This window comes from Methylosinus sp. (assembly GCF_036560965.1).
In the GTDB taxonomy this organism is placed as follows: domain Bacteria; phylum Pseudomonadota; class Alphaproteobacteria; order Rhizobiales; family Beijerinckiaceae; genus Methylosinus.
This window is the reverse complement of the sequence record NZ_DATBQF010000074.1, coordinates 1-26,449: the sequence shown is the minus strand read 5'-3', so window position 1 is coordinate 26,449 and position 26,449 is coordinate 1. Positions and strand designations below refer to the sequence as shown.

21 protein-coding genes are annotated in these 26,449 nt (G+C 62.1%); 17 read left to right on the top strand and 4 right to left on the bottom strand.

Annotation, left to right across the window (positions count from 1 at the left end; translation table 11 throughout):
• Positions 1-250: 250 nt before the first annotated feature.
• Together VIF40_RS19435 and VIF40_RS19430 are read right to left on the bottom strand one after the other, a co-directional pair.
• Positions 251-1,156, bottom strand: a complete 906-nt coding sequence (locus VIF40_RS19435; RefSeq protein ID WP_331939167.1) for a DNA-binding response regulator — start codon at positions 1,154-1,156, stop codon at positions 251-253.
• Positions 1,146-4,532: a hybrid sensor histidine kinase/response regulator gene (locus VIF40_RS19430; protein ID WP_331939166.1), complete on the bottom strand. Its 3,387-nt coding sequence runs from the start codon at positions 4,530-4,532 to the stop codon at positions 1,146-1,148. The genes VIF40_RS19435 and VIF40_RS19430 overlap by 11 nt, the downstream gene beginning before the upstream one ends.
• A gap of 271 nt (positions 4,533-4,803) precedes the next feature.
• Between VIF40_RS19430 and urtA the strand changes: the two genes are divergently transcribed.
• From urtA to VIF40_RS19360, 14 genes are all read left to right on the top strand, one after another.
• The gene (urtA, locus tag VIF40_RS19425; RefSeq protein ID WP_331939165.1) at positions 4,804-6,048 is read left to right on the top strand and encodes an urea ABC transporter substrate-binding protein; all 1,245 of its coding nucleotides are present in this window, start codon (positions 4,804-4,806) and stop codon (positions 6,046-6,048) included.
• Between the two features lie 79 nt (positions 6,049-6,127).
• Entirely contained in the window at positions 6,128-7,054 is a 927-nt protein-coding gene (gene urtB, locus VIF40_RS19420) for an urea ABC transporter permease subunit UrtB (protein WP_331939164.1), read from the top strand.
• Positions 7,051-8,199 (top strand): urea ABC transporter permease subunit UrtC, encoded by a 1,149-nt coding sequence (gene urtC / locus VIF40_RS19415; RefSeq protein ID WP_331939163.1) that lies wholly within the window; start codon positions 7,051-7,053, stop codon positions 8,197-8,199. The genes urtB and urtC overlap by 4 nt, the downstream gene beginning before the upstream one ends.
• 5 nt (positions 8,200-8,204) lie before the next feature.
• Positions 8,205-8,960, top strand: a complete 756-nt coding sequence (gene urtD, locus VIF40_RS19410; protein ID WP_331939162.1) for an urea ABC transporter ATP-binding protein UrtD — start codon at positions 8,205-8,207, stop codon at positions 8,958-8,960.
• 8 nt (positions 8,961-8,968) lie between these two features.
• Positions 8,969-9,658, top strand: coding sequence for an urea ABC transporter ATP-binding subunit UrtE (urtE, locus tag VIF40_RS19405; RefSeq protein WP_331939161.1), 690 nt, complete (start codon positions 8,969-8,971; stop codon positions 9,656-9,658).
• Between the two features lie 27 nt (positions 9,659-9,685).
• Positions 9,686-10,915 carry a formamidase gene (gene fmdA / locus VIF40_RS19400; RefSeq protein ID WP_331939185.1) on the top strand — a complete coding sequence of 410 codons (1,230 nt, stop codon included), beginning with the start codon at positions 9,686-9,688 and terminating at the stop codon, positions 10,913-10,915.
• 7 nt (positions 10,916-10,922) lie between these two features.
• Positions 10,923-11,237, top strand: coding sequence for a zinc ribbon domain-containing protein (locus VIF40_RS19395; protein WP_331939160.1), 315 nt, complete (start codon positions 10,923-10,925; stop codon positions 11,235-11,237).
• Between the two features lie 82 nt (positions 11,238-11,319).
• Positions 11,320-11,964: a cobaltochelatase subunit CobN gene (locus VIF40_RS19390; RefSeq protein ID WP_331939159.1), complete on the top strand. Its 645-nt coding sequence runs from the start codon at positions 11,320-11,322 to the stop codon at positions 11,962-11,964.
• Positions 11,961-12,812 (top strand): cobaltochelatase subunit CobN, encoded by an 852-nt coding sequence (locus tag VIF40_RS19385; RefSeq protein ID WP_331939158.1) that lies wholly within the window; start codon positions 11,961-11,963, stop codon positions 12,810-12,812. Before VIF40_RS19390 ends, VIF40_RS19385 begins: the two co-directional genes overlap by 4 nt.
• 207 nt (positions 12,813-13,019) lie before the next feature.
• Positions 13,020-14,414 carry a cytochrome c gene (locus VIF40_RS19380; RefSeq protein ID WP_331939157.1) on the top strand — a complete coding sequence of 465 codons (1,395 nt, stop codon included), beginning with the start codon at positions 13,020-13,022 and terminating at the stop codon, positions 14,412-14,414.
• 3 nt (positions 14,415-14,417) lie between these two features.
• Positions 14,418-15,641, top strand: a complete 1,224-nt coding sequence (locus VIF40_RS19375) for a hypothetical protein (RefSeq protein ID WP_331939156.1) — start codon at positions 14,418-14,420, stop codon at positions 15,639-15,641.
• Positions 15,642-15,655: 14 nt separating this feature from the next.
• Positions 15,656-16,087, top strand: coding sequence for a c-type cytochrome (locus tag VIF40_RS19370; RefSeq protein WP_331939155.1), 432 nt, complete (start codon positions 15,656-15,658; stop codon positions 16,085-16,087).
• A 500-nt stretch (positions 16,088-16,587) separates the two neighbouring features.
• Positions 16,588-17,451 carry a HAMP domain-containing sensor histidine kinase gene (locus VIF40_RS19365; RefSeq protein ID WP_331939154.1) on the top strand — a complete coding sequence of 288 codons (864 nt, stop codon included), beginning with the start codon at positions 16,588-16,590 and terminating at the stop codon, positions 17,449-17,451.
• Positions 17,438-17,974: a response regulator transcription factor gene (locus VIF40_RS19360; RefSeq protein WP_331939153.1), complete on the top strand. Its 537-nt coding sequence runs from the start codon at positions 17,438-17,440 to the stop codon at positions 17,972-17,974. Before VIF40_RS19365 ends, VIF40_RS19360 begins: the two co-directional genes overlap by 14 nt.
• Before the next feature lie 168 nt (positions 17,975-18,142).
• On the opposite strand, the gene VIF40_RS19355 is transcribed toward VIF40_RS19360, so the two are convergent.
• Together VIF40_RS19355 and VIF40_RS19350 are read right to left on the bottom strand one after the other, a co-directional pair.
• On the bottom strand, positions 18,143-19,990 hold the full coding sequence (locus VIF40_RS19355) for an extracellular solute-binding protein (protein WP_331939152.1): 1,848 nt from the start codon (positions 19,988-19,990) through the stop codon (positions 18,143-18,145).
• A gap of 43 nt (positions 19,991-20,033) precedes the next feature.
• Positions 20,034-20,978: a GlxA family transcriptional regulator gene (locus VIF40_RS19350; RefSeq protein ID WP_414684835.1), complete on the bottom strand. Its 945-nt coding sequence runs from the start codon at positions 20,976-20,978 to the stop codon at positions 20,034-20,036.
• A 408-nt stretch (positions 20,979-21,386) separates the two neighbouring features.
• Here VIF40_RS19350 and VIF40_RS19345 point away from each other — a divergent pair, with 408 nt between their 5' ends.
• From VIF40_RS19345 to VIF40_RS19335, 3 genes are all read left to right on the top strand, one after another.
• Positions 21,387-22,211, top strand: coding sequence for a DJ-1/PfpI family protein (locus tag VIF40_RS19345; protein ID WP_331939150.1), 825 nt, complete (start codon positions 21,387-21,389; stop codon positions 22,209-22,211).
• 216 nt (positions 22,212-22,427) lie between these two features.
• The gene (locus VIF40_RS19340; RefSeq protein WP_331939149.1) at positions 22,428-24,554 is read left to right on the top strand and encodes a TonB-dependent receptor; all 2,127 of its coding nucleotides are present in this window, start codon (positions 22,428-22,430) and stop codon (positions 24,552-24,554) included.
• A 771-nt stretch (positions 24,555-25,325) separates the two neighbouring features.
• Positions 25,326-26,051 (top strand): aminotransferase class III-fold pyridoxal phosphate-dependent enzyme, encoded by a 726-nt coding sequence (locus tag VIF40_RS19335; protein ID WP_331939148.1) that lies wholly within the window; start codon positions 25,326-25,328, stop codon positions 26,049-26,051.
• Positions 26,052-26,449 lie beyond the last annotated feature (398 nt).

Below are 26,449 nucleotides of genomic sequence, written 5' to 3'. Positions count from 1 at the left end.
GCAGGCCTGCGCAAGGGCGAGCTCGGGGGCTTTTCCGGCGCGGTCGCGCGCTTGATATCGCCGACAATCGGAACCGGGGTCCTCGCATCGCTCGTTTCACCGCTCTATGATCACCAGCGGACGTGCCAAAGACTTAGCTCGCGCTCAAAACGGCTGCGTTCGAAAGCGGTCATCGCGCCGCCGGCGATCGTAAGCCCACACCGACCAGCGATTACAATCTGCGACAACGCCCGTGTCGATCGAGTCCGAATTAGAGGCGTTCGATGATCTGCATCGCGATGCGCACCGCAGTGGTGCGATTCTCGACGCCGATCTTCTTATATATCTGCTCGAGATGCTTGTTGACGGTCCGTGGGCTCATTCCGAGAATTGCGGCGATATCGGCGTTCGACTTGCCTCGCGATAACCAGAGCAGGACTTCCGACTCGCGCGGCGTCACGGACAGCGCGCGCGACAGCGCGATTTCGGCGCCGCTCTCGTCGGCTTCCGTCAGGCAGAACAGAAATTCATTGTCGCCGCCCACATGCCCCAAATAGACCATCCGAATCTTGACGCCGGTCCTGGTCGCGATGATCGCTTCCTTCGGAGCGGTCGCGCGTTCTGTTGGAATGAGCGCGCGAATTTGCGACGCGCGGCGTGAGCTTTCGTCATCATCGCTCTCATTATCGAGATAGAGCAGCGTGCGCGCCTTGGGCGTGCTCCACATGACCACGCCTCGTCGATCCGTCGCGAGCAAATGGCGGCCCGATGCGTCGAGCGCCGACCGTGCGCGCAAAGCCATTCGGGAGGTGGCTATATGCGTTCGCAGCCTCACCAGCAATTGCTCGACCACGATCGGCTTCGTCACATAGTCGACGCCGCCGACGGTGAAGCCCTGCACGACATGATCGGTGTCGCTGAGACCCGTCATGAAAATGACGGGGATGTCCGACAGACGGTCGTCGCGCTTGACGCGACGGCAAATTTCGAAGCCGTCGAGGCCCGGCATGACGGCGTCGAGCAGAATAATGTCCGGCGTGAGCCGATCCAATATTGCGAGCGCCGACTCGCCGCTGCGCGCGACGAGCGCAGTCGAGCCGCGCTCCTCGAGGGTCGCCGCGAGAAAAGCGAGCGCCCCGGGATCGTCGTCGACGATGAGAATGACGCTAGACTTCATGCCTCGCGTCCTCGTGCTGCTGAAATTCGCCATGACCGCACGACCGATGCGCCGCGGTCACGAGCTCGTCGAACTTCATCTCATTGGCCAATTCGCTGAGCGTTTCGATCAGCGGCTCTTCGTGAGGAAATTCAGCGCGAAACTTTTTGAGCAGCGCCGCGACGCCGCGTGCATGACCGATCTCGGCCAATGCGACGATGTCGCCGATCGGCAGCGGTCTTCGCGGCGCGGCCGCGTCGCTCGTCTGCAGCGGCCCGAATCGCCATGTCAGATCGAAGGTCGCAGCGATCAGATCGAGCAGATCGCCGAGCTTGAACGGTTTCACGATATAGCCGTCGCAGGCCCATTGCTCGACATCGCCATCCAATTCCTTTTCGGCGTCGGCCGACAGCATGACGATCGCGACGTCACGGCCCTTGCGCTGTCGAACCGTGCGCGCGATCTCCCAGCCGGACAGCCCCGGCATGTTGACGTCGAGCAACACGAGTTGCGGCGCGACCTGCTCGATCATCTTCAGGCAGCGATCGCCATCGGGCGCCGTGAAGACGACGAAGCCGAGCGGATCGAGCAATCTTGCGACCAGCTGCCTGTGGCTCGCCTCGTCGTCTGCGACGACGATCGTGATCCGCGCGCCCTGATAGCCGCAGATCAGCGAATAGTCCGGACGTGACGGAGTGATCGGCGGCAAGGATTCCGGCAGATAGAATTTCACCGAGAAGGCGCTGCCATGGTCGACACGGCTTCGTAGCGAGATGTTGCCGCCGAGGACCTCGGTCATGAGCTTGGTGATCGTCAGACCGAGGCCCGTGCCCGGAGCCCACTTTCGCCCGATCGACTCGAGCCGCTCGAAAGGACGAAATATGCGCTCGTGCTGATCGAGCGGAATGCCGGGCCCGGTGTCCTCGATTTCGAACGTCGCCATGTCGCGATCATAGACGACCGTGAATCGGACCTCGCCGATCTCGGTGAATTTCACGGCGTTGGACAAAAGGTTCAGCAGGATCTGGCGAAGGCGCTTCTCGTCGATCCTGACCCAATTCGGCAAACGACCGCGGGTCTCGTAGCGGAACGCCACGCCCTTGGCCTCGGCCTGCAGCCGAAACATGTCGACGACCTGCCGCAGCAGGGCGGGCAGACGCACGTGGTCGCGATGCACCTCCATCCGGCCCGCTTCGATTTTCGCAATGTCGAGAAGACCGTCGACGAGGCTCGCCAAATGCTCCGCCGAGCGGCGAATGGTGCGCAGAGCGTTCGGATCGGAGGGGCTCGACTTGGGCCGTCGCTCGAGCAATTGAACATAGCCGAGAATGGCGTTGAGAGGCGTGCGAAACTCGTGACTGAGGCCGACCACGTAGCGACTCTTGGCGATATTGGCGGCTTCGGCGGCTTCCTTGGCCTTTTGCAAGGCGCGGTCCGTGTTTTGATGCGCCTCGATCTCCTGCATCAGCAGCGTCGTCTGGCGTTGTGTCTCCTCTTGCGCCACGAGCCTGCTTTCCTGGACGAGCACGAAGAACCAAGCGATGATTCCGGAGATCACGCTCAAAATCACAAAAGCTTTCGCCAGAGGCGGCCCGATGAGCGATGGCGAGATGCGTGCATCGAGAACGGCCTGCCAATAGACGAGCGAGAGCGCGCCGCCGAGAAGGCAGATGATCAGCGTGAAGATCGCGACATAGCGTCCAGAGTTCGAACCGAGCATAGCAATGACGCCCTCGGGGACGAAGCGCGAGAACGCGCTCTTCAGCTGATCGGCGAAGCGCGCGTCGACCTTGCAGGAGTCGTGACAGCGGGCGTCGAGCGTGCAGCATAGCGAGCATATTGGCCCTGCATAGGCTGGACAGGCCGCCATGTCCTGCGGCTCGAACTCATGCTCGCAAATGCAGCACTTCTGCGGCTCGGCCATAGCGGGCGGATCGTCCCGGCGCGCGATATAGAAGCGCCCCCTGGTCGCGACAGCGATCAGAGGCGCGGCCGCGAGCGCGACGACGAGCGCGAGATAGCAGGACATGGCCCGCAAAATCTCGCCGAAAGCCCCGAAATGCGCGGCGATCGAGACGAGGCTCGCAAATAGCGTCGCGCCGAAGCCGACCGGATTGATCTCGTACAGATAGGCGCGCTTGAACTCGATGCCTTTTGGACTGAGGCCGAGCGGCTTGTTGATGGCGAGGTCGGCGAACAGCGCGCCGATCCAGGCGACCGCCACATGCGCATAGAAGCCGAGAATGCCTTCGATCGCGCGGTAGATTCCGAGCTCGATCAATACGACGGCGATGACGATATTGAACACGAGCCACACCACTCGCCCAGGATGGCTGTGCGTCAGTCGCGAAAAGAAATTCGACCAGGCGATCGAGCCCGCATAGGAATTCGTGACATTGATCTTCAGCTGCGAGACGATGACGAAGGTCGTGGCGAGGCCGAGCGCCAGCGTGTCGTCATGCACGACATAGCCGAAGGCGACGAGATACATTTGCGTCGGATCGGCTGCCGCATCCGGCGGCACGCCGTGCTTGAAGGCGAGATAGGCCAGAAATGATCCGGCGAGCATCTTGGCGGCGCCGATGACGATCCATCCGGGTCCGGCGGCGATGAGCGAAATCCACCATCTGGCTTTTCCGGCGACTTCGGCCCTCGGCAAGAAGCGCAGAAAATCGACCTGTTCTCCAATCTGCGCCGCGAGCGCGAAGACGACTCCGGAGGCCGCGCCGAACAGAGTGATATCCCATCCGCCGTCGATCGGTCCGAGCCTGCCGGTGAATCCGCGCCAGGCGTGCAGCGTCGAATGGTCCTGCAACGCGATCGCGGCGAAGGGCGCGATATGGAGCAGAAGCCAGAGGGGTTGCGTCCACATCTGAAATCGGCTGATGGAGGTGAAGCCATGCGTGACGATCGGTAGAACCGCGAAAGCGCAGATGAGATAGCCGATCGACTCGGGAACGCCGAGTCCGGCTTCGAGCGCCTTCGCCATGATCGCCGCCTCGATGGCGAAGAAGATGAAGGTGAAACTCGCATAGATGATCGAGGTGACCGTCGATCCGAGATAGCCGAAGCCGGCGCCGCGCGTCAGCAGGTCTATGTCCATGCCGTAGCGCGCCGCATAATAGGCGATCGGCATGCAGGTGACGAAGATGATCGCGCTGACGGCGATGATCGCCGTGACCGCGTTGGTGAATCCGCATGTCAGCGTCACCGACGCGCCGATCGCCTCCAAGGCGAGGAAGGAAACCGAGGCGATCGCCGTATTGGCGACGCGAAACGCCGACCATCGGCGCGCCCGTTCGGCCGTGAAGCGCAGCGCATAGTCCTCGAGCGTCTGATCGGCGACCCATTTATTGTAATCGCGCCGGACGCGAACGATCCGTTGTTGCGCCGTCATCTCTTATGGCCTTCGCCGGCAGAGCGACCCCTGCGCGCGTCGAGACTATCCATGATCGCGCGGAACTCCCCGCCTAAATTTCATACCTGGCGCCGAATTCCGCGGCGCCTCGCCTATTCCGCGGCATCGCTGCCTCTACTCCCCGCGGCTCAGACCATAGGGGCGCAATATGCGTAGGCGAATACGCAAATCGACGTATGTCGGCGAAGCGCGCCGTCGGGCCATTTTCTCCGCGACAAATCCGTTCCCGCGAACCTCGAGTGGTGGCCTGATGACGAACACGTCCGATGATTTCCGCAATCCCTCCCGGCGCCGAGTGCTTTCGGCGTTGGCGGCGACGCCCGCCCTCGGTCTGCTCGGTCGGCCCGCTGTCGCCGCGAGCGCTGTGAACACCACCGGACTCGCCGTGACGGACAGCGAGGTCACGGTCGGCATTTTGCATTCAGTGACCGGAACGATGGCGATCAGCGAGACCGGCTCGGTCGAGGCCGAGAAGCTCGCCATCGAGCAGATCAACGCTATCGGCGGCGTGCTCGGCCGCAAGATCAAATTCGTCCAGGAGGACGGCGCGAGCGACTGGCCGACCTTCGCCGAAAAGGCCAAGAAGCTTCTCGTCAACGACAAATGCGCGGCGGTCTTCGGATGCTGGACCTCCGCCTCGCGCAAAGCGGTTCTGCCGGTGTTCGAGCAATATAACGGAATGCTCTATTATCCGACCTTCTATGAAGGGCTGGAGCAGTCGAAGAACGTCATCTACACCGGGCAGGAGGCGACGCAGCAGATCATCGCGGGCCTCAACTGGGTCACCAAGACCAAAGGCGCGAAGAGCTTCTATCTGCTGGGCTCGGACTATATCTGGCCCCGCACCTCCAACAAGATCGCGCGCAAGCACATAGAGAACGTGCTCAAAACCAAGGTCGTCGGCGAGGACTATTTTCCGCTCGGGCACACGCAGTTCAACTCCGTCATCAACAAGATCAAGCTGACCAAGCCCGATGTGATCTACGCCATCATCGTCGGCGGCTCGAATGTGGCGTTCTACAAGCAGCTGAAGGCGGCGGGAATCGATCTCTCGAAGCAGACTCTGCTCACGATCTCCGTGACCGAGGACGAGATCGATGGAATCGGCGGCGAGAATATCGCCGGAGCCTATGCCTGCATGAAATATTTCCAGTCGTTGGGCAACGCCAACAACAAGGGCTTCGTCTCGGCCTTTCAGAAGAAGTGGGGAAGCAAGACGGTCATCGGCGACGTCACTCAGGCCGCCTATCTCGGCCCATGGCTGTGGAAGCTCACGGTCGAGAAGGCAGGCTCTTTCGATATCGACAAAGTGGCGGCGGCCTCGCCCGGCGTGGAGTTCAAAGGCGCGCCCGAGGGCTATGTGCGCATTCACGAGAACCATCACCTCTGGTCGAAGACGAGAGTAGGCCGCGCCCGAGCCGATGGCCAATATGATGTGATCTACGAAACGGCGGAGCTCGTCGAGCCCGATCCTTTCCCCAAGGGCTATCAATGAGCCCGAGGCGGAGCAGGCGCATGCCTGCTCCGCCGACGCCGCCCATATTCCTTTCAACTCACGATCCATGGAGGCTCGGATGCTCGGCGACTATTCGCTCGGCGATCTCGGATCGATCTTCGTCATGCAGGGATTCGCCGGGCTCATCTTGTTCTCGGTGTTCCTGCTCATGGCGCTCGGCCTCGCCATCATCTTCGGACAGATGGGCGTGATCAACATGGCGCATGGCGAATTCATGATTCTCGGCGCCTATATGACCTATCTCACGTCGAAGCTTTTCGAAGCGCAGCTTCCGGCGCTGTTTCCCGCCTATTTCTTCGTCGCCATGATCGTCGCATTCGTCGCCTCTGCGTTGCTCGGGGCGCTCGTCGAATGGGCGTTGATCAGCCGACTCTATAAGCGCCCGCTCGACACGATGCTCGCCACCTGGGGCCTGAGCCTCATTCTCCAACAGGTCTATCGTTCCGTCTTCGGCGCGCGCGAGCTCGGCGTCGATCTGCCGCCCTGGATGCTCGGCTCGTTGCGGATCACCGAATCGATCGAGGTGCCGATCAACGGCATTTTCGTGATGGCGCTGACGCTGCTGATCACGACAGGCGTCGCGCTGCTCATCTACAAATCGCGCTTCGGCCAGCAAGTGCGAGCGGTCGTCCAGAACAGGGTCATGGCGGGCGCTGTCGGCATCGACACGCAGAAGGTCGATCGAGCGACCTTCGCGCTCGGCTGTGGAATAGCGGGCGTCGCTGGATCGGCCTTCACCATGGTCGGTTCGACCGGGCCGACGGCAGGGCAGCTCTATATCGTCGACTCTTTCTTGGTGGTCGTCTTCGGCGGCGCGCAGAGTCTCATCGGCACGATCGCCTCCGCCTTCGCGATCTCGCAATCGCGGTCGACGCTCGAATTCTTCACATCCGGCTCCATGGCGCAGGTCACGACGCTCATCGGCGTGGTCGTCATTTTGATGCTGCGTCCGCAGGGGCTCTTCGCGACAAAGGTGCGCCGATGACTGCTCCGAGAGACAATCCGCTGTTCAGCCGATCCGAGCTTCTCGGCCTTCTCGTCTTCGCGGCGGCGATACTGATCGTGCTGCCCGCCGCTCTCGATATTTTCCGGCTCAATCTGGTCGCCAAATATCTGACCTACGCCTTCGTGGCGACCGGGCTCGTCATCTGCTGGGGATATGGCGGAATTCTCAGTCTCGGCCAGGGAATCTTCTTTGGTCTCGGCGGCTATTGCATGGCCATGTTCCTCAAGCTCGAAGCGTCGAGCGTCGAGAACACGAAGATCCAATCCACGCCGGGAATTCCCGACTTCATGGACTGGAATCAGATCACCGCTCTACCGTGGTTCTGGAAGCCGTTCGAGAGCCTCGGCTTCACTCTCGTCGCAACGCTCGTCGTTCCGACGCTCTTCGCCTTCGTCATCGGCGCGGCCATGTTCAAGCGGCGCGTCGGCGGCGTCTATTTCGCCATCATCACTCAGGCGGTGGCGCTGATCCTCACCATATTGATCGTCGGCCAACAGGGCTATACCGGAGGCATCAACGGCATCACCGATCTGCGCACTCTGAAGGGGTGGGACATTCGCACCGATGGCGCGAAGCTCGTGCTCTATTACATCGAGTGCGGACTGCTGCTCGCCGCGATCCTAGTGACGCAATTCGTCACGCGCTCCAAGCTCGGACGCATACTCGTCGCCATGCGCGACAAGGAAGATCGCGTGCGTTTCTCGGGCTATTCGGTATCCGACTTCAAAATTTTCGCCTTCTGCTTCGCGGCGGCGCTGGCGGCGCTCGGCGGGGCGATGTTCACGCTGCAGGTCGGCTTCATGTCGCCCTCCTTCGTCGGCATCGTGCCATCGATCGAGATGGTGATCTACACGGCGGTCGGCGGCAGAGCTTCGATCCTCGGCGCCGTATGCGGCGCGCTGCTCGTCAATTTCGCGAAGACCAGGCTTTCCGAGAGCTTTCCCGAGCTGTGGCTGTTCGGGCTCGGCTCACTGTTCATCGCCGTGGTTTTGGCCTTTCCCGATGGGCTCGCTGGTCTCTATCGCAGCCATGCGCCACGCTACGCCAGCCGCTTTCTCGGCAAGCTGCGCGGACTCTGGGGCGCTCCGATGACGCGCTCCTTGGATCAAAATCTCGCGGAGTGAGACCGATGTCGCCAGATCATCGTCAAAGTGACTTTCTTCTCTCGGTCGAGGCCCTGTCGGTCTCCTTCGACGGCTTCAAGGCCGTCGACGATATCTCGTTCTACGTCGATCCCAATGAAATTCGCGTCATCATCGGCCCCAATGGAGCGGGCAAGACGACGGTGCTCGATCTCATCTGCGGCAAGACGCGCGCGACCTCGGGGTCGATCCGCTTTCGCGATCGAGAGCTCACGCGCATGAGCGAGAATGGCATCGTTGAGGCGGGAGTCGGACGCAAGTTCCAGAACCCATCCATCTATGACGATCTCACTGTCTTCGAAAATCTGGAGATTTCTTTTCCGCGCGGCCGTTCAGTCTTCGGCGCTTTGTTCTTTCGGCGCGATAGCGCCGTTCGCGAGCGCATCGAGGAGATCGCGGACATGATTTTCCTCGCCGATCAGCTGCATGGACGCGCAGAGACCCTCAGTCACGGACAAAAGCAATGGCTGGAGATCGGCATGCTGCTGATCCAGGACCCGGAGCTGCTGATGCTCGACGAGCCGGTCGCCGGAATGAGCGTTTCCGAGCGGCGCAAGACAGCCGAGCTGCTGAACAAGATCATCGTGGGGCGATCGGTCATCGTCATCGAGCACGATATGAAATTCGTCGAAGACATCGCGCATCGCGTCACGGTCCTGCACCAGGGGAAGGTGCTGTCCGAAGGATCGATGGAGCATGTCAAGAACGACCCGAAAGTCATCGAAGTCTATCTCGGGCATTGAGGAGCGTCATGCTGGCCATCGACGGATTGAGGGTCGCCTACGGCGAGAGTGAGGTCATTCACGGCGTGAGCATGCGTGTCGCGCCGAGCGAGATCGTCGCGATCATGGGACGCAACGGCATGGGCAAGACGACGCTCATGAAAGCGCTGATGGGGATCGCCAGAACGACGGCGGGCGGCGTTCGGATCGCGAGCAAGGACATCACTGGCGACAAGAGTCATGAGCGTGTCGCCGCCGGTCTCGCCTATGTGCCGCAGGGGCGGATGATCTTTCCGGCGATGACGGTCGAGGAAAACATAGAGACGGGGCTCACCGTCACGGCCGAGCGCGCGGTTCCCGAGGACATATATGAATTGTTTCCGGTGCTGCTGGAGATGAAGCGGCGTAGAGGCGGCAATCTCTCTGGCGGCCAGCAGCAGCAGCTCGCGATCGCGCGGGCTCTGGCGTCGCGTCCCAAAGTGCTTCTGCTCGACGAGCCGACGGAAGGAATTCAGCCCTCCATCATTCGCGAGCTGGGGCGCGTGCTGAAGACGATCCGCGACACGCGCGGCTTGTCGATCCTCGTTTCCGAGCAGGTCTTGTCCTTCGCGCTCGATATAGCGGATCGCGTGCTCGTGCTCGAGAACGGCGAAGTCGTCCATGAGGAGATTCGGGCGACGATCGACGAGGTAAAAGTGGCGAATTTCCTGTCGGTGTGACCGGCGCAATCACGAAGGGAGCGAATGATGGCCGAAACATTGATCAAGGTCGATCTGACCCAATCGGCTTTCGAGAACGACATGGTTCACAATCGCTGGCACCCGGATATTCCGATGGTGGCCTGGGTGAAGTCCGGCGACGATTTCATCATAGAGACCTATGATTGGACCGGCGGCTTCATCAAGAACGATGACGATGCCTCCGACGTGCGCGACATTGATTTGTCGATCGTGCATTTCCTTTCCGGGCCGATCGGCGTGAAGGGCGCGGAGCCCGGCGACCTCCTCGTCGTCGATCTGCTCGACATCGGCGCCAAGCCGGAGAGCCAATGGGGCTTCAACGGCTTTTTCTCCAAGCAGAATGGCGGCGGCTTCCTCACCGAGCATTTTCCGCTCGCGCAAAAATCGATCTGGGATTTCGAGGGGCTCTTCACCAAATCGCGCCATGTGCCAGGCGTGCGCTTCGCGGGCCTCATCCATCCAGGCCTCATCGGCTGCTTGCCCGATCCAAAATTGCTGGAGACCTGGAACAGCCGCGAGGCCGCGCTGATCGCTACCGATCCGGAGCGGGTCCCGGTTCTCGCTTGTCCGCCCTTTGCGCCGACCGCGCATCTCGGACGTCTCGCGGGCGAAGCCAAGGCGACGGCGGCCGCGACGGCCGCGCGCACGGTGCCGCCACGCGAGCACGGCGGCAATTGCGACATCAAGGATCTCTCACGCGGCTCGAAGATCTTTTTCCCCGTCTATGTGCCGGGCGGCGGATTGTCGATGGGCGATCTGCACTTCAGCCAGGGCGACGGCGAGATCACTTTTTGCGGCGCGATCGAGATGGCCGGCTGGCTGCATCTCAAAGTCGACATCATCAAGGACGGAATATCGAAATATGGAATCAAGAATCCGATCTTCAAGCCGAGCCCGATCACGCCGACCTATAACGACTATCTGATCTTCGAAGGCATTTCGGTCGACGAGCAGGGCGGCCAGCATTATCTCGACGTCGCGGTGGCCTATCGCCAAGCCTGTCTGAATGCGATCGAATATCTGAAGAAATTCGGCTTTTCGGGCGCGCAGGCCTACTCGATTCTCGGCACGGCGCCGGTGCAGGGGCATGTGTCGGGCGTCGTCGACGTGCCCAACGCCTGCGCAACCTTGTGGCTGCCGACGCAGATTTTCGATTTCGACATTTCGCCCTCGGCGGCAGGGCCGACCCGATATCTGGACGGCTCGGTCCAGATGCCGATCGTCGCAGACAAATGAGGTCGATATGCCGATCTACGAATATCTCTGCGAGGACTGCGGCCCTTTCACCGCAATGCGCAAGATGGCGGACTATCTCGAGCCTTGCGATTGTCCAGATTGTGGAACGTCGGCGCCGCGCGTGGTGCTGACGGCGCCGCGCGCAGCCTTGATGAGCTCGACCAGTCGCAGCGCCTTCGAGGCGAATGAGCGAAGTCGCCATGAGCCGCGGCGGTCTTCGGCGCATGGGGCCGGCTGCGCCTGCTGCAGCGGTGCGTCGAAAGCCTCCACGGGCGGAGCCAAGTCGTTTCCCTCGACGAGGCCGTGGATGATCAGCCATTGATTCTGCTCGACGCGCGGCGGCCGTAGGTCATTCGGCCGCCGCGGTAATCGCGCAAAAAACGTGGCTACGAGATTTGGCGACATTGTCGGCAAGCGCGGCCTCCGGCGATCGGAAGCGCACGCGCAAGACGTTCGTCTATCGGGCGACCTTCCAGGGTGACGGGGAATTCGCCAGCCTCGCCGACGCCTGCGGCGTGATCTACCCATCATCGCGTTCGTTGGACGCCAGGGATGAGCTCTGGCGCTCCGGCGGCGGTTCCGGACTATGGCGGCGTCGCCGAGATCGTCGACGGCTTTCTCGATCATGTCGGCCTGCCGCATCGGGCGCTGCCGAGCCTTTCGTCGACGCCGCCACCGGGCTCGACGGCGTGCGCGAGACGCCGATCGAGGATCGTATCGAGCGGGCCGCGGAACGTCTCGCCCGCTTCGTCGCTCTGCGCGAGACGCCGGCGCAGGAGAAGCGCGTCGCGTTGATCTACTACAATTATCCGCCCGGCAAGGAGAATATCGGCGCTTCCTATCTCAATGTGCTGCCGAAATCGCTGCGCGCCATCCTCGAGCGGCTGAAGACGGAAGGCTACGATCTCGCCGGCGCGCCGCAGAGCGACGAGGAGCTGTTCACGCTCATCCGCGAGCGCGGCGGCAATATCAACGGCTGGAACTCCGGAACGCTGGAAGAGCGCTCCGCCAGGGCCTCGTCGACGGCTCGATCTCCCTGCTGCCGGTGAAGAGCTATCGCGAATGGTTCGACCGCGAGGTCCCGGAGGCGACGCGCGCCTTCATGCTGGAGAAATGGGGCGAGCCGGAAAAGTCGAACATCATGGTCTGGCGTGACGAGAAGGGCGAAGCCTATTTCGTCTTCCCGACGCAGCGCTTCGGCAAGCTGCTGCTCGCGCCGCAGCCGACGCGCGCCGGGGAACAGGATCCAGAGAAGCTCTATCATGATGTGGCGTTGCCGCCGAGCCATCAATATCTCGCCTTCTATCTCTGGCTCCAGAAGACCGTCGACGTCCATGCGGTGATCCATCTCGGCACGCATGCGACGCATGAGTGGCACAATGGCAAGGAGGTCGGCTTCACGGCCGGCGATCCGGGCGAGCTGTTCATGGGCGGCGTTCCGCAGCTCTACCCCTATATCGTCGAGACGGCCGACGCGATCCTCGCCGTCGACACGCGACTTTCCGACGCCGAGCGCAAGGCGCGCGCCGCGGAGCTCGTCGCCTCGATCGACCGCTCGGCGGGAGACGAGCTCGACGCGCTTGCGACGGGGCTTGCGGGCGGCAATGTCGCCGCCGGTCCCGGCAATGATCCCGTGCGCAATCCGTCCGCGCTGCCGACCGGCCGCAATCTCTATGGCTTCGATCCCGCGCGGCTGCCGAGCCTGGCGACCTGGGCCATGGGCCGCAAGCTCGCGGAGGATTTTGTCGCGGATTTCCAGAAGCGCAAAGGCGAATACCCGCAAAAGCTCGCCTTCAACCTCTGGGGCGTCGAGACCACATGCGACGGTTGCATGCGCCGCAATCCGCCAATTCGAGCCGCTAAGCGGCTTCATTGCTTTTCGAAATCTGAAACATAGCGCTGGAACGCGGAAGCCGTGCTCATGTCGTTCGCCGACGGCAATTATCGCCCGCTCGCACCAGAGCGTCCGGCGCCACGCCGGTCCGTAGCGATTGCGCTTCATAGAGAGGACGGTTTGTCGCATTGGACGATTTGTCCAATCCCGGCGGCGACCGCGTCCAGGCTAATTGAGGCCCACAACTGGTCAAACCAAGAAAGTCGGACAATGGACATTGTCGGCGCATATCCAACTTTCTACGTGCCCTATATCGGCTCCGCCTGGATGATGGGAATCATCGGCGTTATTCATGTCCTCGCTTCGCATACGTCGGTCGGCGCTTCCTTTCTGTTCGCGATTCTAGAGAGCAAGGCCTATCGCGACGAGCAGCCGCAGCTGCTCGACTTCATCCGGCGATATGGCGTCTTCCTGCTGGTGTTCTCCTATGTGATCGGCTCGATCACCGGTCCGGGCATCTGGTATGCGATCACAGTGGCGAGCCCGCGCGGCGTCAGCGGACTCATTCACAATTTCGTCTGGGTCTGGGCGACTGAATGGATCTATTTCACGGTCGAGGTGATCGGCGTCTATGCGCTCGTCTATCTGATCGGCAAGATCGATCCGCTCACCCATCTGAAATTGACATGGTCGTTCGCGCTGGCGTCCTGGGCGACGATGCTGCTCATCGTCGGCATATTGTCATTCATGATGTGGCCGGGAAACGAGGCCTGGTATGAAACCGGCTCGACCAATGACGCCTTCTACAATCTCAATTTCTTCGCGCACCTCGGAATCCGCACGGGCTCTATGCTGGTCATGGCTGTCGTCGTCGGCTTCATCGTCGCATCCGGCATGAAGGACACGGATCTCAAAGTCTCGGTCATGCGCCTGCTGGCGCCGATTGGCGTCGTCGGCGGCTTCTTTGCGGTGATGATGTTCCTCTACTACCTGCAAACTCTTCCAAACAACGCGCTGATCATGCTCCGCTCGCATCTGCTGCCGCGATACGCCGACGGCATGATCGCGGTCTTCGTCGCGACGACGGTCTATCTGCTGGTCGGCTGGGCGAGGCCGCAGCTGGTGAAGCCGCCGCTCGCCATTGCGTTGTTTCTGTTCCTGGCGACGATCGGCGTCTGGCCGGAAGAGCGCATGCGCGAAAGCATGCGCAAGCCTTACGTCGTCGGCCAATATATCTACGGCAATCAAGTGATCTCACGCGACGCGCCCGGCAAGGGCGTCCTCGGCGAGGTCGACGTGATCGCCGAGAAGGGGCTGCTCGCGCTTCATCCATTCGTTCCCGATCGCCTGCGCTCGGTGACGGATGAAAATCGTCTCGAGGTCGGCGAGCTTCTTACGAAGATCGCCTGCTCGAACTGTCATTCGCTGGAGCCGGGCGCGCCTTTGCGAAGCCTGCCAGACAAGTTCCACGGCTCGAAAGACAAAGACCTGATCGCCGCCTTTCTCGAGGGACCGCTGAAACACGGCGCGATCCCCTATATGCCGCGCATCGATCTGCCGGCCGCCGAAGTCGACGCGATCGCGAGCTATCTCGCGAACCCCGGCGACGATCGCCGCCCGGCTTCGACGATCGCGATTTCACCTTCCGATTCCAAGGAGAATTGATCGATGACGCTCGGCGCCATATTGAATGCGATGCGCGATCCGGCCGGCGTGCCGGGCGCGCCCGGATTGTTCGAGGCTCTGTTCGTCGGCACATGGGTCTTCCACATCGCCTTTGTCCTGCTGACCCTCGGCGCCTGCGCGCTCGCGGTCGCCGGCTTTCTGCTTCGCGAACGCAGCGCCCATTGGATGCGACTGTCGACGTCGATGACGGGCGTCGCCAAGATCGGCGTCTCGCTGCTGATCGTTCTCGGCGTCGCGCCTCTGCTATTCACGCAGGTGATCTATGACCCGCAATGGTATGCGTCGAATGTGCTGTCGGCGAGTTGGGCTCTTGGCTTCATCGCGACGCTGATCGTCGGCTATTGCCTCTGGTTCGCGTTCTATTCGAAGAACGAGGAGGCGGCGAAACGCCCGGTGGTCCTCTACGCGGTCGCGGCTCTCGCGATATTTCTCTTCGACGGCTTGATCATGCATGCGCTGATCTATCAGTCGCTGCTGCCCGAGCGCTGGATGGACTGGTACGCCCCCGGCGGCGTGGTCGACACCAGCGGCGCGAGGCTCCACGCCATTCAATGGTCGCGGTATCTCTTCATCATCAGCCTGTCGGCGCCGGCGGTGGGCCTGTTTCTCCTCGCCTACGCCGATTATTTCGCGACGCGTTCCGATATCGACCCGGCCTATCTCACCTTCGCGCGAACACTCGGGCGCAAGGTGTGCGTCTTCGGCTCGCCGGTGTCGCTCATGCTGCTTTTGTGGTGGATGAGCGACCTTCCATCGGACAGCCGTCTCGTCGCGCATCCGCTCGGCTGGCTGTTGGCCATATCTCTCGCCGCTCTCGCATGGCTGGTCGCGACGAAGAGCGCGCCGGGCCGCGGTTATGCTCTTCTCGCCTCCGGCGTGGCGTTGCTCCTTCTCTTGTCTGCGTGGCGCGAGGTCATTCGTGTCGCGGTTCTCGCACCGCTCGGCTACTCCATTGACGATTACAAGGTGAATGTCGACTGGCCCTCTGCAATACTGTTCGCGACCACGCTCGTCGGAGTCGGCGGCCTGGTCGGCGGCTTCTATCTGACGGTGTGCTACCAGGCCGGCCGCGTTCGCGGTCTCTACACGGCCGGCGTCGGCGTCGCGCGTCTGAGTTCCGCCGCGGTCGCAATCTTGATCGTCTGGATCGCGACTTTCTTCACCTATGGCGCCGCCATCTGGGTCAAGAACGTCTTCCTCCCCTGAGTTTTCGGAGCACTATGATGACGCAAATGCATTGCGCGCCGATCTCCGCGCCGCCCGTGTCGAACGCCGATGTCCCGCCGAGGGCGCTTTCCATCATGCGACCGCAGATGCGACTTCTGGCGCCAGTGCTGATCTCTTGGTCGGCGGCCGCGAGCGTCGTGCTCCTCTCCGCGCAAACGTCCAGCGCGCAAATGCCGGATGTCGCCGCCGGGAGGAAGCGGGCCGAAGTCTGCATGGCCTGCCATGGGGAAAACGGCCGCGCCGTCGTCCCGGGCGTGCCGCATCTCGCCGGACAAAATCGCGACTATTTGGCGCAGGCGTTGAGGGACTACAGGCTCGCTCGAGAGCGTCATAATCCGACGATGACGGAAATGGCGAAGCCGCTCAGCGACGTGGACATCGATAATATCGCCGGCTTCTTTCACGGCCTGCGAGCGGAGAAATGAGCTCTCCGACCAGGATTGCGGCTTTACGTCGGCGACGATTTCGCTGGCCTGGGATCAAGGACGGGATCGCGACCATTTCGATCGAGGACTCGACGAACAAGAAGAACCTCCTGCTGCTCGTCACTCTGCGTTGGGTGGCGATTTGCGGTCAGATTGCGACGATCGTCATCGTCCGTCTCTGGTTCGATATCCCTCTCCCTATTTCCGAGATGGGAGAGGTGATCGTCTTTCTCTTCCTCCTCAATCTCGCCACGGTCTATCGCTGCTCGAACGAGGCGCCGATCGCCGACACGGAGCTGTTGGTCCAATTGCTGTTCGACGTCGCCACGCTGACGATCCAGCTCTATCTCAGCGGCGGCGCGACCAACCCGTTCATTTCCCTGTTCCTGCTACAGGTTATTCTCGGCGCCGTTCTGCTCCGACCTCTGTTCACCTGGACCATTGTCGTTCTCACCGGCGGCTGCTTCATCTGGCTCACGGCCAATTATCGAGAGATCGGCTTGGCGCATGCGCATGAGCGAGCGTCGCCGAATCTCTTCGATCTTCACATCCATGGGATGTTCGTCTGTTTCGCGCTCGCGTCTGTGCTCCTCGTGCTGCTCGTGACCCGCATCAATCGCAACCTGCGCGACCAGGATGCTCGCGTCTCGCAAATGCGGCAGCATGCCGTCGAGCAGGAGCACATCGTTCGGATGGGGCTTCTCGCCTCCGGCGCGGCTCATGAATTGAGCACGCCCCTCGCGACGCTATCCGTGATCTTGCAAGACTGGGAGCGGATGCCAAAGCTGACGAAAGATCCAGAGATCGGCGATGAGCTCGGCGAAATGGCGGCGGCGCTCGCGCGTTGCAAGGAGATCGTCGCCCGCGTCCTTCTCACCGCGGGCGAGATTCGTGCGGAGGGAATGGAGCGGACGACGATCGCGAGATTCCTCGACGACGTCGCGCAAGAATGGCGAAGCCTGCGCGCGCCGGCGCATTTCTCCTATTGCAGGCGCGTCGGCGACGACAGCGCTATCGCACCGGACCTGATTCTCAAGCAGACGCTTTTCAACATCCTCGACAATGCGTTGGAGGCTTCTCCTGGCTGGGTCGGGCTGCAGGCCGAGCGACGAGACGATTTCCTGGTTCTGACAGTGCGGGACAAAGGTCCGGGCTTTCCTGCCGATATTCTCGCGCGCTTCGGGAAGGCTCATCAAACAACCAAGGATCGACCGGAAAGTGGCCTCGGTCTCTTTCTCGTCGTCAATGTTCTGCGCAAGCTGGGGGGATCGATCGAACCTCGGAATAGCGCTGATGGCGCGATGGTCGAGTTGAGAATACCCATTGGAGCCATGTCTATCGAGGAGCGCGATGCCGAGTCGTGAGCCACTCCTCCTGATCGTCGAGGACGACGCATCCTTTGCCCGAGCGTTACGCAAATCCTTCGAGCGGCGAGGATATTGCGTCAGCGTCTGCGACGGCGCGGAAGCGCTCGACGCCGCGCTGACGACGATCTGTCCTTCCAACGCGGTCGTCGATCTCAAGCTCGCTGGCGAATCGGGGCTCGAATGCGTCAAGATTCTGCATCGGCGCGACCCTTCGATGAAAATCGTCGTCTTGACCGGATTCGCGAGCATCACGACCGCTGTCGAAGCGATCAAGCTCGGAGCGTGTCACTATCTCGCGAAGCCTTCGAGCGTGGATGATATCGAGACGGCGTTCACGCGCCGCGAAGGCGACAGCAGCGTCGCCCTGTCCCCGCGTCAAAGCTCGATCAAGACCCTCGAATGGGAACGAATTCATGCAACGCTCGCGGAAGTGAGCTTCAATATTTCAGAGGCGGCGCGGCGGCTCGGCATGCATCGACGCACACTCGCTCGCAAGCTCGCCAAGCAGCGCGTCAACTGATCGGTCGTCTCGACGAGAGCAAGCGCCGTTTCTATCTCATATCTGTTGAGACGGAAGAATGGCTTGCAAAGGCATTATATGTTCGTGTGGCGCGGCGCGTCAGAACCGACAGCCGCGGACGCTATGCGGCGCTCGAAGTCGGCAGGAAGGAGCATGCAGGAGCGCGATTTACCGCGGTCTGTCGAACCACCAATTGTCGAGCAGCGTCCCGAAAGGAAGCATGGGAAAGCGCGGATTGCTCGTCGGGCGCTTGAGCTCTGCGACATGCGCCGTCCAGGTTTCCGTCGCATGATAGAGCGGCACGATATAGAAGCCAGATAGCAGAATGCGGTCGAGCGCCCGCGCCGCGGTCGTCAGCTCCTCCTTGCTCCCGGCGGCGAGGAGCGCGTCGATCGTCGCCGCTACGGCGGGCGCGGCCGCGCCTGCGAAGCCACCTGAAGCCTCCATGGCGATCTCGCTCCAATGAACGCGCTGCTCACTTCCCGGAATGGCCACGCTGCGCCATCGTGCGATCACCACGTCATAATCGAATTGCTGGCGACGCCGCACGAATTGGACGTGTCCCGGCGACCGCACCCGAGCGTCGACGCCGATCCGTTTCAACGATTCGGAAAAGATCAAAGCCAATCGTTCCTCGTCCCGTGTGCGCACCAATATCTCGAAATGCAGCGGCGCGCCGTCCTTGACGAGCCCCGATTGCGTGAGTCGATAGCCCGCTTCAATGAGCAGCGATTGCGCATGGCGCGCGAGCTGCCGGTCGCGCGCCGTGCCGTCATGCGTCGGCGGCAGCCAGCGCCCCGCCATCACATCCGCGCGCACGACATTCGAAAAGCGCGCGAGAAGGCGCTTCTCGGCGTCGCTCGCCGGCCATCCAGACGACGAAAACGCGCTTTCGTCGAAATAGCTCTTGGTGCGCGCATAACGGCCGGAGTAATAGTTCGCGTTGATCCACTCGAAATCGAACATCATGGCGATCGCCTCGCGCACGCGGACGTCGCGAAACATCTCCTTGCGGAGATTGAAGAGAAAGCCTTCGATGCCGACGGGATGCGTCGGCTTGATCACGTCCTTCACGACGCGTCCGTCCGTCAATGCCGGAAAGTCATAGGCCGCTGTCCAATGGCCGGCGTTCGTCTCCTCGCGATAATCGATGGGGCCGCCTTTGAACGCCTCGAACAGCGCATCGCCGTCGCGGTAGTAATCGACATCGATCTCATCGAAATTGAACAGCCCACGCCGCATTGGCAGATCTTTGCCCCAATAGCGTGGATCCCGACGCAGCACGATCCGCTCGCCCGGCTTCACCTCGCTGACGATATAGGGGCCGGAGGCGACAGGCGGCGCGTAGGTCGCTTCAGCGAAGCGCTCGACGTCGGTTGCGTGCTTGGGCAGAACGGGAAGCGCGGCGAGCAGGAGCGGCAGCTCGCGATCATTCGCGCCGGAGAGATCGAAGCGGATCGTCAGGGAGTCCGGCGCATCGACGGCTTTGACGAGGTCGAAGATCTCCCGTAACGGCGGCGCGCCTTTTTTCTCGAGGAGATCGACCGTGAACAGCACATCGGCGGAGGTGATCGGCGCGCCGTCGGAAAAATGCGCGCGCGGATCGAGATGGAATGTCACATGCCGCCGCGCGTCGTCGATCTCCAGGGAGTGGGCGACGAGACCGTAATAGGTCTTCGGCTCGTCCTCCGAGCGGATCATCAGCGTTTCATAGACCGCGCCGATGAGGAAATACGGCGAGCGCACATATTTGTCGTTGAATCGATTGAGGCCCTCGAAGGAGCCGAGCAGCCCCAGCCGAAGCTTGCCGCCCTTGGGCGCATCCGGATCGGCATAAGGCAGATGATGGAAGCCCGTCGCCAACGCCGGCGCGCCGACGATGGCGAGGCCATGTGTCGGCGCCGGATGCGGGAGGTCTTGCGCATATGTCGGACCGAGCGCGGCCGAGACGGCGACGGACAGCGCGAAAGTTCTGTCGCCGATCTTGCTCCGCGCCGCTCGAGACGAGTGCTTCATGAACGCGCTTCCATGGACATGCCGATCAACCTTTCGTGCTCCACTAGCGGAATCGGTCGCGGTAGTCTTTTGGTCCGACGCCATGAACGCGGAGAAAGGCTCGCCGGAGGGCGTCCTCGGCGCCGAAGCCGCAGCGTACCGCGATCCGCTTCGCCGGCAAATGCGTATCCAATAGAAGCCGGCGCGCCGCCTCGACTCGCAGCCTTTCGACGCCGTGGCTCGGCGTGAGACCAGTCTCGTCGCGATAGCGCCGAGAGAATGTTCGCTCGCTCATGCCGGCTCGGGCCGCCATCTCGCGCAACGACAAGTCTCTCGCCAGATTGCTTTCGATCCAGGCATGCAATTCGACGAAGCTATGGCTGGCCACATGCAAGGTCAGCGCGTCGCTGAATTGGGCCTGATCGCCCGGCCGCCGCGGGAACACGACGAGGCGCCGGGCGATCGTGAGCATGATCGCCCGACCGAGATCTTGCTCGACCAAAGCGAGCGAGAGATCAATGCCGCTGGTCACGCCCGCCGAGGTCCAAATCGGGTCGTCGTGGATGAAGATCGGCCGCGGATCGATCGTCGCGCGAGGAAAGCGGTTGGCGAGCTGTGGACAAAATTCCCAATGCGTGACGGCGCGCCGTCCGTCCAAAAGGCCTGCGGCCCCGAGCATGAACGCGCCTGTGCATACGGAGGCGACACGTTTGGCCGCCTGCGCGCGTTGCTTGACCCATTCGACCAGCTCCGCTTGCTCGATGGCCACCATCACGCCGCGGCCGCCGGCGATGATCAATGTGTCGATCAAAGGTCCCAATGCCGGCAAGGGCTCGGTCGAAATTGTGAGACCGCCCGCCGCGACGATCGCTTCGGACGGACCGACGACGCGAATCTCATAGGCCGGCGGATCGCCGCGCTGCAGGAGAATGCCGTTGGCCGTCGCGAACACCTGAAACGGACCCGCGACGTCGAGGATCTGCGCGAAAGGGAAGGTGAGTATCTCCACGACGCGGGGCGCGCTTGGCGGGATCTGCGGGTTTTTTGGCGACTTGCTCATGGGGCGCTAGGGTAGCTTGAGATTGTCGATTTGAGCAGCCGTCCCTTGCAGCGGAGAGGCGGCTCTCGAACGGCGAAAGCGCGGGTCGATCGCCGGCAGCGGGGCGATGGACGATCGGAGCGCAAATCGAGCGTAGCACACTGGAGGCCACATTGAAAACTTCATCCGAGATAGATTATTCAATCGCTCGCGAAGCGAGCGTCTGGACGCTGTTCTGCTTACGCGAAGAGCGTCGTTATTGTTTCGATTACTTGGCATCCAGGGACGAATCGATGTTTTGTCCCGCAGGGCTGGATGCATCGCGCTCCAGAGATTTGTACGCCTGATCGGTAACGCCTCGAAAACGGAGGCCTCGTCATGAAAAACACGATCGATCGTCGCGCGCTCATGGGTCTTGCCGCTCTGGCCGCGGCGGCTCCAGCCTTCGCGCAGGACGCGAGCGACGCCCATCGGCGCGTCATGACATCGTCGGACCCGACCTTGCCGGACCCCAACGCGCCGAAGGTGGCGATGTTGATCTATCCGAAAATGGTCGCCATCGATCTCATCGGCCCGCTGAGCGTCTTCACCGTCGCGCGTTGGAACATCCAGCTCATATGGAAGGACAAGGCGCCGCTCGCGACCGACGTGGGCGTCTCGATCGCCGCGAACACGACTTTCGCGGAATCCTATGCCGATCCTGACATATTGTTCGTGCCGGGCGGCCTGATGGGCACCATCGCCTGCATGCAGGATCCGGCCGTGATCGACTTTGTCGCAAGCCGCGGCGCTCGCGCCAAATGGGTGGCGAGCGACTGCACCGGAAGCCTGATTCTCGGCGCAGCGGGCTTGCTGGAGGGATATGATGCGACCTCGCACTGGGCGGTCGCCGATCTCTTGCCGCTGCTCGGCGCGCGTCATGTCGACAAGCGCGTCGTGCGTGATCGCAACCGCTTTACCGCCGGCGGCGCAACGGCGGGGATCGACTTGGGTCTCGTGTTGGTGGCTGCGTTGGACGGAGAGGAAACGTCGCGTCGCGATCAACTCATACTCGAATATGCGCCGGAGCCGCCTTTCCATAACGGAACTCCCGCGGAAGCGGGACCGGAGCGCGTCGCGGCGATGCGCAAGCGGCGGGTCTGGATGGACCAGCAGGCTCGTCTCGCCACCGAGGCTGCGCGCAGGAAGCTAAATCCTGGATAAGGGCTCGGCCCTCTCGCGCCCTTTTCCTTATCGGCCACAGGTCGTCATCGAGCAGATCGTCATCGAGAACGTGATCCGAAAGATCGGCGTACCGGTCCCCCGTGACCACGCTCCATCGTCTCGTCGAAACGACCATCCTCCAACGCCTCCGCTCTTCTACTGCGGCATCTGAAAGAGCTCCCCGTGTCGACCACTCGCTTCACCGTCGTTCTCCAATTGCTGTCCACCAGCCTGTCGACGCCGGCGATCGCCCTCGTCGCTTTGTCCGGGCAAGCTCGCGCCGAGCAGCCGACGCCACTCGTACCGATAGACATCGGAGCCGAGGAGGCCTCTAGCCGGCAGGCGGGACGCGGGACTGCCGATGCATCGCGCGCTTCGATCTATGTTCGAGAGCGGGCGACCTCGACACTCAAGCTTGCGGCGCCGATTCATGATGTGCCGCTGTCCGTGCAGATCGTGACGCAGAAGCTGATCGAGGACCGTCAATCGCTCACGGTTCGACAGGCGATCGAGACGGTGAGCGGCGTCGAGAGCAGCAACGCCTTTCCTGGCTCCCTCGCATTCCGTATTCGCGGCTTCTCGGATGGCGGCGCCAATTTGCGGGACGGGTTTCGCGAGACCAGCAATCAGCAGGACATCCAAGGCATCGACCACATCGAAGTTCTGAAGGGTCCGGCGTCTGTCCTGTTCGGCGGATCGCTCTCATCGGGCGGCGTCGTGAACATCGTCACCAAGACGCCGCTGGACGCGAACTTCGTCCACGTCGACGTGACCAGCGGCAGCTTCGGATTGGTGCGCCCGACGTTCGACGTGAACCGAGACATTTTTGGCGATCGCTCCCTAGAATTGCGTATCGATGGCGCCTTCGACCGATCCCGCAGCTTTCGGGATTTCGGCGGCGCCGAGAACGCCTTCCTCAATCCCAGCCTACGATGGAGACCGACAGATCAGGACGAGGTGCTGATCCGCGGGCAGTGGTTCAACAGCGGATTCAGCTACGGAGCCTATCAGTCGCCGCTCGCGCAACAGACGCTCTCTCTGCCCCTGTCGTTCAGCTTCATGGACCCAAATCAGAGCCAGTCCCACAAGGACGCTGAACGTATCAGCGTGGATTGGACCCATAAGCTCGACTCCGATCTGAAGTTTCGCTCCGGCGTGAGCGTGTCCGACGTGAACTACGACCTCGGGACCGATCGCTTCTCGAGATTGTCGGTGGCGTCGAACGGATATGCTCTTTCGCGATCCGTGCAGTCTGGCCCGTCCTGGGTGCAGGATATCGATTTGCAAAACGAGTTGTCCGGATCGTTCGAAACCGGACCCTTGCATCATGACTGGCTCGTCGGCGGCGAAGCCTATTGGAGCCTCAACCACACGATCGGCTATGCGGTCACCGTGCCCACTCTCAACCTCCTATCCCCGGCCTATGGCGTTGCGATCGGCCAGCCGAAACTGTCTTCCAACACGCGTTCGCGTTTTTCGGATTACGCGGGCTATGTGCAGGACTTCGTCACATTTGCCCCGTACTGGCGTCTTCTCGTCGGCGGCCGTTACGATTCCACCGTCAACAGCAGCCTCAATCATCTGGCGCTGACGTCGCCATGGAGCATCGGGCGAGCCCAAAAATTCTCTCCCCGCGTGGGCCTGACCTTCGAGCCCGTGCCGGAGACGGCCTACTATTTCAGTTGGTCGAACAGCTTTGTTCCGACGACGGCCACGACATCGAGTGGAGCGGCTCTGCCGCCGAGCGCGGCGGAGCAATGGGAAGTCGGCGTGAAGCAGAAGGCCTTCGACGATCGGCTCCAAGCGTCGCTGGCGATCTATCAACTGACCAAGACCAATGTGGCGACGCCCGATCCCAACAACACCCTCTACAGCGTCGCGTCCGGCTTGCAGAGGAGCCGGGGCATCGAGCTCGACGCCTCGGGCGAGATTCTACCGGGCTGGAACGTCATTGTCAGCTACGCCTACACCTTTGCGAACGTGCTTCAGGATAATCGCATTCCGGTGGGCAATCTTCTCGCGGGGGTTGCCAGAAACGCCGGAAATTTCTGGACGACCTACGAATTCCAGGCGGATTCCATTCTGCGCGGGTTCGGGCTCGGGGCGGGGGTGCGGGCTGAAAGTCAGAGGCAAGCAGCATTGCCGAACACTTTCGAGCTTCCGAGCTATGTCCGGCTCGACGCTTCCGCCTGGTACCGATTTCACATCGATCAGCACCCGTTCAAATTGCAAGTCAACCTGCAGAATATGACCAACCGGCGCATTTACGATACCGATGGAGCGAATACTCTGCGTCCGATGTCGCCCTTCACCGTGCTGGTGAAGCTCGGGGCCGAATTTTGAGCGATCCCTGCGTCCGGGTGATCGATACGGCTCCCGAGTTGATCGACGCGACGGAGCGAGATGCCGGCCCGATCATCGCCTCCGCATGGCGTGGTGAATGGCGTGTCGGCGCTCGCCGTGTCTGCCGCGTCTATTTCATGGCTCCGAGGGCGCGGCGATGGGAATGAAATTGTAATCGGCGAAGATCGCCTGTGCGCGCGGCGTCATCAGATACAGAGCAAAGCGGGCCGTCGCGGCCTGCGGATTCCCGGCGTCGAGGCGCACTGCGCGGCTGGAGACCGACGCCGCCCTCGTCCCGCGCCATATGGCTCGATTGTTGCTTAGAATTAATCGGCAGGCGCCAGGCGCACGTCACAATCGCGCAGCCTCGTCCTCGAACAGCGGAACATGTCAGGCGCACCGTCAAATTCGGCCAACGAGCCCAATGACCAAACCGAGCCCGTCATCGCCGACGACGGGTCTGAGGTGGCGAGTCCACTCGACTTTTCAGGTTCGTCGCTCGGCTTTCCAGAGAATCCCGCGGAGCCGGCGCAGCTTTTGGATGAGCCATTTCGAGCGCAGGAATTGGCGCTGGAGACAGAAGACCTCTCCGACGCGCTCTGCGCGAAAATCACGCCCGTTTGTTTTGGCGACCGCGCCTTCTTGTTTCAGTCCGAGGCCGAGGCTTGGCGCTATGCAGTCGAGACGATGCGGCGCTACCATCGGCTCGTCGGCCGCCCGAAGCGGCGCCGGCTCATCGTCTGCGCCGGAGCTTCGGATGGAGCGGGAGCCATGCCTCCCGGCCTGGAAGGCGATGGCGAAGTCATAGCGCTCCAGACCGATGATCCCGGCGCGCTGGCCTTGGAAATCGACAATAGGACTGCTGGAATTCTGATCGCTCCGGTGAGGACGAAAACCGGTTTCGAGGTTGTCCCGGGAGCTGTGCTCGCCCGACTGCGCGAGACTGCGGACGAATATGGACTCGTCCTCGCTTACGACGAAAGCGTTTGTGGCCTCGGTCGCTCCGGCATGCTGTGGGCGCATGAATGGACGGGCGTGACCCCGGACGTGATGGTCGTCCTTCATCGTCATGGAAACGCCCCGCCGCTGGCCGCGCTGGTTGTCACGCAAAGGCTGGCGCGCGGGGCGCCGGGCGGCGGCCCGTCCCTGGTCGATCGGTCCGCGCTTCTGACCGGGCGGGCCCTCGTGGATGGGCTGACGGCTCCGGGCTTTCTGGAACGCGTGCAGAATCGAGGCTGGCGTCTCGAAGACCGGCTGGTGGAGTTGTTCTATAAGCGGCGCGGCGCGTTCATGGCGCTGGGCGGCATTGGCCTGATGCAATGCCTGGAATGCCCCGGAGAGGCGGAGCCGCTGCGCGCGATGCTGGCAGAACATGGGCTCCTCACCCGCGCCATGGGATCGCGCCTCGGCCTATTTCCTCGGCTCACGGTCGAGGAAAGCGAAATCGATGCGGCGGTATCGATCATCGACGCGGTTTGCGCGCGGGAAATGCAATGAGAGCCGGGAGGCGTTCGTCGGCGCGAAAAGCCGCCGGAGCGTGCTTCGAACGCCTTCGATTCCGTCACGGAATGTTGCAACAAAGCCTTGGATGCGCCGCCGAGGCTGGCGCAGATCCTTCGACGCGGCCTCACGGACGCGAATGAGATCGCGCATCGCCTCCTGCGCTTCGTCTGGACCTCAGACCGATGTGAGCTATCCGGCGCGCGACAAGCGCGCCAGAATCTTACGACGTGCATCCGCGCGTCTGCCGACGCGCGTCAGACCGCTGGCGCTCCCGCCCACGCCGCGTCGCCGAGCGTGGAGAGAACGGCTCGCATCGCCTCGCGGTTGCTGAGCGTCACATAGGCGTAGCCGCATTCCTCCAGCGCTGCTTTCGTCGCTTCGCGCATTTGCGC

Coding starts and splice junctions, on each gene's coding strand:
- urtD (WP_331939162.1), top strand. CDS start 8,205: ATGTCGCCAGATCATCGTCAAAGTGACTTTCTTCTCTCGGTCGAGGCC.
- VIF40_RS19380 (WP_331939157.1), top strand. CDS start 13,020: ATGGACATTGTCGGCGCATATCCAACTTTCTACGTGCCCTATATCGGC.
- VIF40_RS19355 (WP_331939152.1), bottom strand. CDS start 19,990: ATGAAGCACTCGTCTCGAGCGGCGCGGAGCAAGATCGGCGACAGAACT.
- fmdA (WP_331939185.1), top strand. CDS start 9,686: ATGGCCGAAACATTGATCAAGGTCGATCTGACCCAATCGGCTTTCGAG.
- VIF40_RS19435 (WP_331939167.1), bottom strand. CDS start 1,156: ATGAAGTCTAGCGTCATTCTCATCGTCGACGACGATCCCGGGGCGCTC.
- urtE (WP_331939161.1), top strand. CDS start 8,969: ATGCTGGCCATCGACGGATTGAGGGTCGCCTACGGCGAGAGTGAGGTC.
- urtB (WP_331939164.1), top strand. CDS start 6,128: ATGCTCGGCGACTATTCGCTCGGCGATCTCGGATCGATCTTCGTCATG.
- VIF40_RS19375 (WP_331939156.1), top strand. CDS start 14,418: ATGACGCTCGGCGCCATATTGAATGCGATGCGCGATCCGGCCGGCGTG.
- VIF40_RS19345 (WP_331939150.1), top strand. CDS start 21,387: ATGAAAAACACGATCGATCGTCGCGCGCTCATGGGTCTTGCCGCTCTG.
- urtA (WP_331939165.1), top strand. CDS start 4,804: ATGACGAACACGTCCGATGATTTCCGCAATCCCTCCCGGCGCCGAGTG.
- VIF40_RS19335 (WP_331939148.1), top strand. CDS start 25,326: ATGCCTCCCGGCCTGGAAGGCGATGGCGAAGTCATAGCGCTCCAGACC.
- VIF40_RS19395 (WP_331939160.1), top strand. CDS start 10,923: ATGCCGATCTACGAATATCTCTGCGAGGACTGCGGCCCTTTCACCGCA.
- VIF40_RS19430 (WP_331939166.1), bottom strand. CDS start 4,532: ATGACGGCGCAACAACGGATCGTTCGCGTCCGGCGCGATTACAATAAA.
- VIF40_RS19370 (WP_331939155.1), top strand. CDS start 15,656: ATGATGACGCAAATGCATTGCGCGCCGATCTCCGCGCCGCCCGTGTCG.
- urtC (WP_331939163.1), top strand. CDS start 7,051: ATGACTGCTCCGAGAGACAATCCGCTGTTCAGCCGATCCGAGCTTCTC.
- VIF40_RS19360 (WP_331939153.1), top strand. CDS start 17,438: ATGCCGAGTCGTGAGCCACTCCTCCTGATCGTCGAGGACGACGCATCC.